Source organism: Cryobacterium suzukii (assembly GCF_004403185.1).
GTDB classification, from domain to species: Bacteria; Actinomycetota; Actinomycetes; order Actinomycetales; family Microbacteriaceae; genus Cryobacterium; species Cryobacterium suzukii.
Genome location: NZ_SOHJ01000011.1, coordinates 327,907 through 341,924, shown reverse-complemented (window position 1 = coordinate 341,924; position 14,018 = coordinate 327,907). Strand labels below are relative to the sequence as shown.

Annotated in this window: 3 protein-coding genes; all 3 read left to right on the top strand. The window is 64.4% G+C overall.

Translation table 11 applies throughout. The features are described from left to right. Positions 1-89 precede the first annotated feature (89 nt). The 3 genes from E3T39_RS11315 to E3T39_RS11305 are packed head-to-tail and all read left to right on the top strand — an operon-like array spanning position 90 to position 14,008. Positions 90-2,930: a helicase-related protein gene (locus E3T39_RS11315; RefSeq protein WP_241979661.1), complete on the top strand. Its 2,841-nt coding sequence runs from the start codon at positions 90-92 to the stop codon at positions 2,928-2,930. Between the two features lie 3 nt (positions 2,931-2,933). After that, entirely contained in the window at positions 2,934-7,616 is a 4,683-nt protein-coding gene (locus tag E3T39_RS11310) for an Eco57I restriction-modification methylase domain-containing protein (protein WP_134515326.1), read from the top strand. Beyond that, entirely contained in the window at positions 7,613-14,008 is a 6,396-nt protein-coding gene (locus E3T39_RS11305) for a DEAD/DEAH box helicase (RefSeq protein WP_134515324.1), read from the top strand. The genes E3T39_RS11310 and E3T39_RS11305 overlap by 4 nt, the downstream gene beginning before the upstream one ends. Positions 14,009-14,018 lie beyond the last annotated feature (10 nt).

The following is a 14,018-nucleotide window of genomic DNA, read 5'->3' as shown; positions in this document are numbered from 1 at the left end:
TGGGTCACAAGAGGAAAGCGAAAGCGTTGTCGAGCCAGCAATCATCTGCCCGCACTGAGAGAGCACCGCTCAGCGTCGCCCCAGGATCCGTGGTCATCGTTCGCGATGCCGAGTGGATGGTGACATCCGCCAAACAGACCCTTGACGGCATGCTCATTCAAGTTCAGGGCCTTTCGGAATTGGTGCGCGACACCACCGCATCCTTTTACGAGTCGCTCGATGACATCGACGTACTCGATCCTGCCCAGGCGAGGGTCAAATCCGACTCCTCGCCCGGATACCGCCAAGCCAAGCTGTGGCTCGAGGCCACACTCCGCAAGACACCGATTCCTCTCAACGAGCCCGGCCTCACCGTCAGCACGTCGATGCTCACGAACCCGCTCAGCTATCAGCAGAGCGCCGTGCGCCAGGCCCTCGATCCAGAGAACCTGCGCCCACGCCTGCTGATAGCAGATGCGGTGGGACTCGGCAAGACGATCGAGATCGGCATGATCCTCGCCGAGCTCATCCGGCGCGGACGAGGGGACCGCATCCTTATCGTCACGCCCAAGCACGTGCTCGAGCAGATGCAATACGAGATGTGGACGCGCTTCGCGATCCCGTTCGTGCGACTCGACTCCGTCGGAATCCAGCGGGTCCGCCAAAAACTGCCCGCGTCACGCAATCCGTTCAGCCTCTACAAGCGGGCGATCGTCTCGATTGACACGCTCAAGCAAGACAAGTACCGGGCGCACTTGCGCAAGCACAAATGGGATGCCGTCGTCATCGACGAGTCGCACAACATCACCGGTGCGACGAAGAACAACGAGCTCGCTCGCCTCCTGGCCCGCAACACGGAGGCTCTAGTCCTTGCCAGTGCAACTCCGCACAACGGCAAGAAGGAATCGTTCGCGGAGCTCATCCGCCTGCTTGACCCGACCGCAGTGACCCCGGACGGCGACATCATCGCGTCCGAGCTCTCCCGCCTCGTCATTCGCCGCCACCGGCACAGCCCGGAGGTCGCCCGCGAGGTCGGCAGTGATTGGGCCGAGCGCAAGGAGCCGCAGCACTTCGCGGTGGAGGCGAACGCGATAGAGAACGCCATCGCCGACGAACTGGCCGACACCTGGCTGTATCCCACGAGTGCGTCGAGCCCTCACTCCGGGGACAACAAGGGCTTGTTCCCCTGGACCCTCGCCAAGGCGTTCCTCTCCTCACCGGCCGCCCTGCGCGAGACGGCGAACGAGCGCATCCGCCGGCTTGGATCTAATCTCACCCCGTCTCAGCGCGTCGAACGGGACGCCCTTGAGCGGCTCAGCAACCTGGCCCAAGAAGCCGAAAGCAACGGCTCCGCCAAGTACGAACGCCTCGTTTCGTACCTCAAAGACATCGGCGTCGCGCCGAAGAGCGGCGAGCGGGCGGTCGTCTTCTCCGAGCGCGTCCCCACGCTCAAATGGCTGCGTGCAAAACTTCAGAAAGACCTCAAGCTTCGGGCCGATCAGATCGAGGTGCTGCACGGCGGTCTCAACGACCAGGACCAGCAGCGCATCGTCGAGTCGTTCAAGCAGTCGTCATCGCCGATCCGACTGCTCATCACCGGAGACGTCGCGTCAGAGGGCGTGAACCTGCACTCGCAGTGTCACGAGCTGATCCACTTCGACATCCCGTGGAGCCTGATCCGCATCGAGCAGCGCAACGGCCGTGTTGACCGCTACGGGCAAAGGCACAATCCGCAGATCACGACAATCCTGCTCAAACCCGAGAACGAGCGATTCGCTGGCGACATCCGCGTGCTCACCCGCCTGATGGAACGGGAGCAGGAGGCGCACGCCGCCCTCGGTGACGTTGCCTCTCTCATGGGCAAGTACGACGTCGCTGCCGAGGAGGACGCCATCGCCAAGGCGCTCGTGAAGGGCACCGATATTGATGACATCGTGCCCACTATGGATTCAATCGCCGCCGATGCGGATGACCCGTGGCTTGCACTGCTGCTGGCCGCTGCCGAGGAACCCGCGGGCGAAGCGGCGATCGTCGATGATGTGGTCGTACAGAGTGGCGAGTCGTCGGGGCTCTTCGCCTCTCACGAAACCTTCCTGGCGGCCGCCCTCGACGAGATCTTCACGACACCTGGCGCCGCGCCGGGCACGAACGGCGGCGGTGGAGTGGACTGGCGCCGCTTTCCCGACCACGGTTTGGTCGAGCTCACCCCGCCGCGCGACCTGAGCCAACGCCTGAGCGTGCTTCCGCAAAGCTACCTCCGTGACCAGCGGGTGACGGACCACCTCAAGCTGGCCATCTCCGAGCCCGTTGCCCAGAGGCTGCTGCAGAAGGCGATCGACGACAACTCGAGCGCATCACTGTGGCCCGAGGCGCACTACCTCGGCCCGCTGCACCCGATTCTCGAGTGGGCCAGTGACCGCTCGCTCGCCAAGCTCGGCCGCAACGAGGTGTTCGCCGTGCGGGGTGACGTTGACTACCCGACCGTTCTGTTGATCGGCACGCTGACGAACAACCGTGGACAGGTGGTGGCCGCATCATTCGTGACTGCCGCGGTGCCCGACGTCGACGACCCGTCGTTCGTGCTCGTCGAGCCGCACGCGGGTGCCCGTGAGGCGCTCGCCGAACTCGGGCTCAACCAGGCGCTCTCGAACCCCGGCCCCATCGCCGATCCTGAACGTTTCCAGGCCATCATCGCACCCGCCGTTCAGCATGCCGTGTCGCATGTGAACGGCGTCATGCAGGCATCCGGCGAGGCAGTCGAGTCCGCGATCGACCGTTGGGCACAGCGCGTTCGGCAATGGGAGAACGAGGCTGATGCGCTCATCCAACGTACCGATCTCAAACTTCGCCGGGTGACGGTGGAGGAGGAGCGGGCCATCGCCCGCTCGATGAAGCCGAACCAGCGTCTCGTGCGCCCGTTGCTTCTTGTTGTTCCCCAGAAAGAGGTCTAGTCGATGGCATCGGATGCCTTCATCGTCGGTGAAGAGTGGATCAGTGAGCACTTCTTCAACACGGATTCGGCGAAGCAGTCGTTCCAGGGGCACGTCGTGCAACGACGCAAAGCCTGGGACGCCGACAGCGAAGCGGGCACGTCGAGCCGCGATACGTTCCTCGCAGCACGCAGCGAGCTCGGTGCGGCCTACGCCGCACTCGAATCCGGTGGCGGCAAGGAGGAGAACTCCGCTCGCGTCGCACAGCTGCTGAAGTCGCACCTCGGCTTCGGCTCGGGCCTCTACGAGCTCGAGCAGGTCGGTGCCATCGCCCGCGTCTCTCAGCGCGACATCGACCAGCGCGCCTCCGTCGTTATTATCGATGCCCAGCCGGTAGACGAGTTCGAGGACCTCCTGCAGAAGGGCACGGACTCGCTTGCGGAGCCCGTAGTGGTCGACGGTGATGACAAGCATCCCATCACCTCTGTGCCCAAGCTGCTCTCCCAGGTGTTCGCCCAGGACGATGCGCCGCGCTATGCCCTCGTACTCGCGGGGCGTTGGGTCTTGCTGACAGAACGGCAGCGCTGGCCTGAGGGGCGTTACCTGGCCATCAACATGCAGCTGGTCATCGATCGCAATGATGAGAAGAAGGGCGGCGAGCTCGACCGCGCCCTAGTCTGCGTCACCGCCGATTCGTTGATGCCGGATGCCGAAGGCGCCGTCTGGTGGGACACCGTCTTCGACGATTCGATCAAGCACACGGTTGGCGTTTCCAAAGACCTGCGTGAGGGTGTGCGCCACTCCATCGAGATCATCGCGAACGAGGTCGTGCGCCGCCGGTCGATGAAGGGACTCGAACCCCTGCCCGCGGAGGAGGCCCAGCCGCTCGCGAAGCAGGCGCTCCGTTACCTCTACCGCATCCTGTTCCTGCTCTTCGCCGAGGCCTCGCCTGAGCTCAAGGTGCTGCCCATCGGTGACCCTGACTACGAGACCGGGTACAGTCTCGACCGTCTGCGCGAGCTGGTGCTCGTGGAGTTGTCGGCGGATGCCGCGAATCGCACGCATTTTCACGACTCCTTGTCGGTGTTGTTCCGGCTGGTCGATCGGGGCCACGGTGTCGATGCCGCCTCCGACGGCGACGAGGAAGAGGCCGCTCCCGGTCTTTCATCGGGCCTGGTCTTCAACGGCCTCTCGGCCGATCTGTTCCTGCCAAGCGCGACCGCCCGCATCGATGAGGTGGGGCTCGGCGATGAAGCAATGCGCGTTGTCTTGGAGCACCTCCTGCTCAGCAAGCAACAGACGGGACGCGACCGCGGCTTCATCAGCTATTCCGACCTGGGCATCAACCAGCTCGGCGCCGTCTACGAGGGCCTCATGTCGTATACCGGCTTCTTTGCCAGCACCGACCTCCACGAGGTCGCCAAGGACGGCGATGCCTCAAAGGGGTCGTGGGTGGTGCCCGTTGAGCGCTCGCACGGCATCGAGAAGAAGGACTTCGTCACCTACAAAGACCCCCTCACCGAGGAAGTGCGGCTGGTGTTGCATGAGCCGGGCAGCTTCGTCTTCCGCCTCGCGGGCCGAGAGCGCCAGCAGTCTGCTTCCTTTTACACTCCGGAAGTGCTGACCCGATTCGTGGTGTCGCAGGCTCTGGATGAGCTTCTGGACCAGGACGGTCGCCGCACTACTGCTGCCGAGATTCTGGAGCTCACCGTGTGTGAGCCAGCGCTCGGCTCAGGGGCGTTCGCCATCGAGGCAGTGCGCCAGCTCGCCGAGGAGTACCTCAAGCGGCGCGAGGAAGAGCTGGGGGAGAGGGTCGACCCCGAGGATCGTCCGCGCGAACTGCAGAAGATCAAGGCGTCCATCGCCCTGCACCAGGTCTACGGTGTCGACCTCAACGCCACCGCTGTCGAGCTCGCCGAGATCACACTCTGGCTCGACACGATGGTGGAAGGGCTCACCGCGCCGTGGTTTGGTCTGCATCTGCGCCGTGGGAACTCCCTCATCGGCTCCCGTCGGGCGGTGTACTCCCGCGACCAGGTAAACAGCAAAGGATGGCTTCACGATGCGCCGCGCGATGTCCCCGTCGCTGAGCTGGCCGACAACCTCGACGCCGGCCGCGTGGCGCCAGGGACCGCCGGAACCATCCACCACTTTCTCTTGCCCGCGTTCGGGTGGGGTTCTGCCGTGGACGCGAAGGAAGCCAAGGAACTGGCGCCGGAAGCCCTTGCCGAGTTGAAGGCCTGGCGGCGTGCAATCGTGGGTAAGCCATCGAAAAAGCAACTCGACCGCCTTGTGAACCTGTCGTACCGCGTGGAGACCCTGTGGCAGTTTGCCCTGCGCCGCCTGCAGATCGCCGAGCGGGAAGCGCGCCGGGAAATCGAGCTCTGGGGCGCGGATTCGCTCGTCACTCCGGATGCTCCTCCTCCCGTGCCTCGCGAGGAGATCGAATACAAGCTCGCGGATCCAGACGGCGCCTACCAGCGCCTGCGGCGTGTGATGGATGCGTGGAACGCCCTCTGGTTCTGGCCGCTCACAGACACTCTGAAGCAGGGCGTCACCCCGCCGACGCTGGACGAATGGCTCGACGGGGTACAGGCGCTCCTCGGCTCCCACTTCGAAGCGAAGACGAAGGGCAAGATGGCAGGCGGGGAGACCTTGGGCCTGCCGAGCGGCTGGAGCGAGCTCGGAACAGCCGAGGAACTTGACCTGTCCTTCGCCGGTGCACAGAACATTGCGGAGGCGATCACAGACAATCCCTGGCTGCGCGTGACAGAGCGCATCGCCGGTGAGCAGGGTTTCTTCCATTGGAATCTCGACTTCGCACCGCGCTTCGCGACTGGTGGATTCGACCTTCAAGTCGGGAACCCGCCGTGGGTGCGCCCACGGTCGGACGTCGACGCGCTGCTCGCTGAGGGCGATCCGTGGTGGCAGCTAGCGGTGAAACCAACACAGGCGCAGGTGGCTTCAAAGCGTGCCGAAACGCTCTCCCTGGAGGGCATGGCGGATCTGCTCCTGGACGGCACCGTGGCCGTTGCGGTAACTGCCGCGTTCCTAGGGGACTCGACGCAGTACCCGCACCTGGCCGGCCTCCAACCGGATCTCTACCGATGCTTCATGGAACAGACTTGGCGCAACACGTCGCGACGCGGCTCGGTGGGTCTCATCCACCCCGAGTCGCACTTCACGGACGAGAAGGCCGGGATTCTGCGGGAAGCGACGTACGGCCGACTGCGGCGCCACTGGCAGTTCGTGAATGAACTAGTTCTGTTTGAAATCGACAACCACGTTGCATATGGGGTGCACATTTACGGGACCCCGCAGACGGTGCGATTCCTCATGGCGAGTTCCCTCTACCACCCAGAAACCGTCGTGGGTTCTTTGCGACACAACGGAGACGGGGCTGAACCCGGTCTGAAGAATGAAGAAGGAAAGTGGGACGTGAGCCCCCACGCTGGGCGTATCATCACGGTCACTGATGACGTGCTTCAGACATGGCACGCTGTTCTCGAAGACGGGAACGTTCCTGTCAAACGAACCCGCATGGTTTACGCAGTCAACCGGGCGACCGCTGCAGTGCTTGCAAAGCTCTCCGCGGCACCTCGAATTGGTCAGCTTGGGCTTGAGTTCTCGCGCGGGTGGGACGAGAGCATTGACCGAAGGAAGGGTTTTTTTGACACTTCCTGGGGGAAAGTCGACGCTTGGAAGGGTGCGATCCTTCAAGGCCCGCACCTGTTCGTGGGGAATCCGTTTTACAAATCGCCGAACGCGACCATGTCCAGCAACAAAGACTGGTCGGCAGTGGACCTCGAGGCCCTGGCACCTGATGCACTCCCGGTCACAGCCTACAAACCGGCCAAACCAACCACAGAATATGACATCGCGTACACGCACTGGGGCGCAGGTCGCACGCCTGCCCGCGACCACTATCGCATCGCGTGGCGCAACATGGCGGCCAACAGGAACGAACGTACACTAATCCCTGCGATTATTCCGCCCGGAGCAGCACATATTCACACCGTCACGTCCTTTGGATCGGTCGGTGATGACCGTATCCTTGCGCTGACTGCAGGCGTCTTATCGTCGATACTGGCTGACTTTTCGGTCCGAGTCGCTCCTAAGTCCAGCGTCTCGGCGAGCACTATTGGAAGATTACCTTTGGCATCAGGTGTCCTGTGCGAGGCGCTTCTGACGCGCAGCCTCCGACTGAATTGTTTGACGGAGGAGTATCGGGATCTCTGGGACGCGGCCATGGGTGACTCGATGGAAAAGGAACAATGGGCGGGTGGGCTGGAGTACCCTGCCAGGAATTCATTCGCCGTCGAAAACGGAGGGTGGACGCCTTCGGCCCCACTGCGACGAGCTTCCGATCGACGCCAAGCGCTCGTTGAGATTGATGCAATCGTTGCCCTCATGCTCAGCTTGAGCGCTGACGAGCTGTGCACGGTCTATCGCACACAGTTCGCGGTGCTCTACGGCTACGACCGCAACTTATATCTATACGACGCGAATGGTCGTCTCGTGCCCAATTCGGTGCTTTCAGTCTGGCGGTCAAAGGGCGATGCCATTGGCGATGATGAGCGCAAGGCAATCCATCCCGGCTCCGGCGTTGAGTACACCTATGAGCTGCCGTTCCGCACGCTCGACCGGGAGGCAGACATGCGCCAGGCATATGCACACTTCGAGAAGATTCTGAAGGAGCGATCGTGAGAGAGATACTGCCGAGCGTCGAGGCGGAGCAGGTCCGCGAGAGCATCCTCGACTATCTCACCACCACGTTCGCTTTGGCCGATGCCGAGGCCGAGTCGGAGCTCACGCGCTTCCTCGGCGACCCCGTCGACGGCATCTTCCGCGGCCCATATGTGCGCGTGCGGCTGCCGTTCCGCCCCGCCGATGACGGCTGGCAGGCCAGCCTCGAGTGGCGTTCGGGGCAGACTCCCTATGGCCACCAAGCCGCGGCGTTCCAGCGCCTGAGCAGTGCGAACCTCGGGCCTAACAAGCCGCGCCCGCTGCCAACACTAGTGACGACGGGAACCGGTTCGGGAAAGACCGAGGCCTTCCTCTATCCGATCCTCGACCACGTGCTGCGGGCGAAGCGCGAGGGGCAGCCGGGAATCAAGGCTCTCATCCTGTACCCGATGAACGCGCTCGCCAACGACCAGGCGCGCAGAATCACCGAGTTGCTCACACAGAACGACGAGCTGCGCGGCATCCGTGCGGCACTCTACACCGGCCAGTCCGGAGCCGAACGCTCTAGCGTCACGCCCGACGGCCTCATCACGAGTCGGCACGCGATCCGCTCGCAGGCCCCGGATATACTGCTGACCAACTACAAGATGCTCGACCAGTTGCTGCTGCGCAGTGAGGACCAGGCGCTCTGGAAGCAGAGCGCCGAAAGCCTGCAGTATCTCGTGCTCGACGAGTTCCACACCTATGACGGCGCCCAGGGCACCGATGTGTCGATGCTCATTCGCCGGCTAGGGCTGGCTCTACGCCGTTACCGCGAGGCGGACCACGGCGAGCACCGCGCGGTTGTTGCCGGCATCGAGCGCCCGCTCGGCAACGTGACCCCGGTGGCCACCTCGGCGACGCTCGGCGACAAGGGCGACCCGCGTGCGATGATCCAGTTCGCGCACACGGTGTTCGGCGACGACTTCGACGACGACTCGGTTGTCACCGAGACACGCCTCTCATTCGATGCGTGGTCCGCGGGCGTGGATATCGAGCTCTCCCGGCTTGCAGCCGCGCCGAACTCGGTCTCCAACGCGCTTATCGCGACGGTCAACCACCAGTTGCAGAAGCTCCACACCTGCGCTCCCGAGGACATCATTCGCTGGGTGTTGGGCAGCCTGTATCGACCGCTCGGGGGAGAACAATTCGATCTGCAACGAAGCAACGATCCTTCCTTCGACACCACATCACTCGACGCGGATGACCTCCTCGCGCTGATCCAGGGGCACCCGTTGGTGCGGGGGATCTCGGCTCACGCCGTCGATGCGATCCGGCTCGATGACTTGGCCGAGGCTGTGTTGCCGGGCGGTCTCGTCGCCGATGAGACGTATGAGCAGCGCGCAGAGGCTCGCCGGAATTTCCTCGCCGCGGTGCTCGCCGCACTGAGTCACGTGCGCATGCTCGCGGGCCGTCGTGCACTCTCGATCGACCTTCACCTGTGGGTTCGGTCGCTGACCCGGCTCGACCGGGTGGCGGGCCCCATCGCAGGATTTCACTGGGCCGATGACGGCGCCGTGCAGCCAGACGACGCCACTGAAGTCTCCGGGCCGACGTTCCCCGCGATCTATTGCCGCCATTGCGGGCGCAGCGGCTGGGGAATCCAACTCGCTCCCACCGGGCTTGCCCTCGACCATGACGGCACCGACATTCGCGGCAATCACCTGCACGGCGAGCGCGGATTTCGGGCACTGATGCACGCGCCCAAAGAGGCGCGCCTCGCCGACTCGACCGCGGTCGAAGGCCTGCACTGGTTCGATATAGAGCAGCGCGCCGTGCTCCAAACGGCACCCGGCACCCCCGATGACGCGACAGGACTCGGCTCAGTTGTTCCCGTGCTGATGCTTTTCGGCCCTGACGCCGAGTCAGACTCGAGGCACGACACGTGCCCGTCCTGCGGGCGCACCGACGGCATCCGCTTCATCGGCAGCGCGGTGGCCACGATGCTGTCGGTCGCGGTCACATCACTGTTCGGCGCGAAAGATGTGAGTGCCGGAGAGAAGAAGGCTCTTGTCTTCACCGACAGCGTGCAAGACGCGGCACACCGCGCCGCGTTCGTGCAGAGCCGCTCCCACGTGTTCACGATGCGCAACGCCATCCGCCATTCCGTCGGAGACGACGCGACCAGCCTGCAGGATCTCGTCGAACGACTTCTGCAAGACGCGGGCGATGACCAGGCGCGCCGCTACAGCCTGCTCGCGCCGGACATCGTCGAACACGAGAAATTCCGCGACTTCTGGGAAGCGGATAGAGCACGCGCCGTCGACCCCAATGTGCGAGAGCGTGTTCGCACGCGCCTGCTCTTCGACCTGAGCCTGGAATTCGGCCTGCAATCCAAGGTGGGCCGCACGCTCGAGCTGACGGGAAGCCTGGCCGCCGAGGTCGCGGCCGGGGCGCCCTCAAAGCTGGAGACAATCGGCCGGGCCGTGCTCGCGGGATACTCCCAGGCTGAGAGACCCGGCGAGGATGCTCCGTCCGAGCTCGCGGCCGGCGCCGTCATCCGCTGGGTTCGCGGCGTGCTGGAACGCATGCGCGACCGCGGTGCCATTGACCATGAATGGCTGCAGAAATACGTGGAAAACGACGGCAAGCGCTGGTACGTCTGGGGAGGGCGCCCCAAGAGCGTCGGCATGCCGGCATTCCCGAACGGACGCGATGCGCCCGGGTTCCCCCGTGTGGGGCACGCCCCCGCGGCAACAGGCGGGCAGAAGAGCAACCTCGACCCGGCCTCGTCTGCCCAGGGCTGGTTCGCGGTCTGGGCTCGCGATGCGCTGGGTGTGACCGCATCCGTTGGTGCTCATCTGAGCCGGGCGCTCTTTGCCGAACTCGACCGCGAAGGCGTGATCACCTCGACCGCGATTGGCGGCGGAGGCGCGATTGCTTACAAACTCAGCCCGTCGGCGATTGCAGTGCAGCCCGTCGATCTCGTCGACCTCCAGAATGGGCTCCACCTCCTGGTCTGCGACATCTGCCAGAACCCCGTGCCCGGAACGACCACCGTGATCGATCAGTTGGCGGACGGGCCGTGCATGTCGGCACGCTGCCCGGGAGCACTGCGTCGGAGCGCCAGCGACGACAACTACTACCGCCGACTTTACAACGACGGCACCATGCGGCGCGTCGTTGCGCGGGAGCACACGAGCCTGCTCGACGACGCGGTGCGGCTTGAGTATGAGAACGGCTTCAAGAGCGCGGGGGAGAACCCCGAGGCACCGAACGTGCTTGTTGCCACGCCAACCCTGGAGATGGGCATCGACATCGGCGACCTGTCGACGGTGATGCTCGCAGGTCTCCCTCGTTCAGTTGCTTCGTACCTGCAACGCGTTGGACGCGCGGGTCGACTCACCGGGAACGCGCTGGCCCTCGCGTTCGTGACGGGGCGAGGAGAGCAGCTGCCGAAGCTCGGTGAGCCGTTGTCGGTGATCAACGGCGCGGTGAGACCGCCTGCCACATATCTCAACGCCGAGGAGATACTTCAGAGACAGTATTTCGCCTACCTCGTCGACCGCCGCGCGGCCACCCTCATGGATGCGCCGCAGCAAGCCCGAGACGTGCTCAAGACTGCCGAAAAAGGCTCCTATCTCGGCGAGCTGATCGCCGACGCCGAGGCGGCGCACTCCGAACTTCTCGGCGATTTCCTCGACACCTTCGACGGGCTGAGCGACTGGGCGTCTGAGGCGCTGCGCCGCTTCGCCACCCCGGGCACCGAGGAAGGATCGAGCCCCGTGGCCGGCGCTGTGCGCGACGCCGTGTCGCGGTGGTCCAAGCAAGTCGATCTCGCCCGCATCCGCAAGGAGAGTGTCGCAGACTCCCTCGACGGCTTGGACAAAGCCGCCAAGCACCCCACCGCAGGCGACGAGGAACAGCGCGAACTGCGCTCGGCCAAAGCATCGTATGCCATGGCTGCGAAACAGCTCGCCGAGCTGCGCACCGAGCATTGGGTCGCGGCGCTGGAACGCTTCGGCCTGCTGCCCAACTACTCGCTGCTCGACGACTCGGTGCAGTTGGACGTCGCGCTCAGCTGGATCGACCCCGATACCCTCGAATACCGCGACCGCGCAATCAGCTACGAGCGTGGGGCGGGAATCGCGATCAGTGAGCTGGCGCCGGGAGCGGTCTTCTACGCGCAGGGCATTGAAATCACCGTCGACTCCATCGACCTTGGCAGCAATGGCGAAGCTGTGCGCACCTGGTGGTTCTGCCCTGCGTGCGGCTTCGGTTACGAACACGGCACGGTGGAGAACCCCTACGAGAGCTGCCCCCGATGCGGCAGCGCCGGGATCGCCGACACTGCACAGCAGCTGCGTGTGGTGGAGCTCGAAAAGGTCTCCGCGGAGGTGCGCCGTGACGAGTCCTCCATCAGTGATCGGCGCGACGAACGCCAGCGTGAACGCTTTGCGATTCAAGTCGCGGCCGACATTGATCCAGCGGGTGTGACCGATGCCTGGTACGTCGAAGGCGAGAGCTTCGGCGTCACCTACATGCGTGATCTGACGATCCGATGGCTCAACCTGGGCAAGGTGGCCGGCTTCGGAGAATCCCGCGTCATATCCGGTGACGAGCAGCAAGCGCCGCTGTTCCGGGTCTGCGCGGTCTGCGGCAAACTCGACACCGAATCGAATGCCAACTCGCGTCGAGAGCACAAGCCATGGTGCCCGGTGCGCGACTCAAAGGCGGAGAACGCCACGACTCTCGCGTTGAGTCGCACGTTGACCACGCAGGGAATCGTGCTCCGACTGCCGCCCGCCGTGACGATCGGCGATTCGCTGGCGGTTCCCAGCTTGTCGGCCGCCATCCTGCGCGGCCTGCGTGAGGTGATCGGCGGTGACCCTGACCATCTGCGCATCGTCGAGACCGTCGAACCGGTGCTCTCTGACGGATCCGAGAACGTCCCGGCCCTGCTCATTCACGATTCCGTGCCGGGTGGCACTGGCTACCTTGCCGAGCTGGCGGATCCGAAGCGGATGCAGGAACTTCTCACGATGGCCTGGGCGATCGTGCGTGACTGCCCGTGCAAGGCAGAAGGGCGGGCGTCCTGCCACCGCTGCCTACTCCCGTACGCCCCAGGCAATGCCGCCTCTCACGTAGCGCGTTCGAGCGCCGAAAGATCATTGGCGAGCATCTTGGGATTCAGCGAGGACGCGCACACGCCGTGGGTGATCACCCGAGATGACCCCGGTGTGGTCGTCGAGGAATCCGTGATCGAGCAGCTTTTCCGGCAGGTGTTCATGGAACGAGCGAAGAAGCTCGGCGCCGCGGTCAAGGAGATTCCCACCGACCGCGGCAACAAGGTGCAGGTGTCCTTCTCGGGCAACAACCGCATTTGGATGCTGCGGCCGCAGGTGCAACTCGGCCCGACCATGCCCGACTTCGTTCTGGAGCAGCTCGGTGGAGGTGCCGACCCGATTGCGATCTACACGGATGGGCTCGCGTTCCACGCGACGGTCCAGCACAACCGAATCAAGGACGACGCGAAGAAGCGCGCAGCGGCGCGGGAGCTGGGCTACGTCGTGATGGCGGTCGTCTGGGGTGACCTCATCCGTGCCCGCGATGGAGAACCTGAACCCGCGATGCCGTGGTTCGATGTAAACAAGGCGAGTGCGTTCGCCCAGCAGTACGACCTGCCGCTGGCGTCGCTCGCGCATGTGACTGCGAATCCGATCACTCAGCTGATGGCGTGGATGCAGAATCCCGACAAGGCGCCCGCACACTGGGAAGCGATCGCCGACGCGTTGCCGATGCTCACCCGCATGCCGTCGAGCAAGCTCGTCGACGTGGGAAGCGCCGGCGTGAGCCGATTCGGGGCGGAGACGCTGCTCGGCACCAGCGAGGCTGGGGCCACACCCACCTCTTGGCAGCTTCGCCATGGCGCCGCGGTTCTCACCAGTAAGCATCTCGGAGCCGGTCGAACGGAATGCTCACTCATCCTCGACGACCGGGATTCAACGCTGCAGATGCCCGGCTTCGCCGAGGACTGGAGGTTCTGGCTTCGACTTTCCAACCTGCTCGGGACCCGACTGCTTGCGGACTCGGCCGAGATCGTCGCCCTGAGCCAAGTTCCATCCGCTGATATCGGTCCTGTCGACCTCATCATGGGCGCGGAGCTCGTCGGAGAATGGGTGGCGCTCCACGACATCGCCACGGAGGCTGAGCGCGTGTTCCTTCGTGAACTCGCCGCACTCGAGGCAATGCCAGTGCCGGAGGTCGGTCTGGAGACGGCTGATGGGATTCCGGTGCCCTTCGCATGGAAGACCGTGAAGGTCGCGGCGGGCGATGCCTTCACCGATGGAGACATTCGCGACCTCGAGGGATCCGGATGGATCGTCGTCCCCCTCGACACGGACCAGATTGCGTCGGCGCTCACGCGCCGGTGACCAAGAGAGG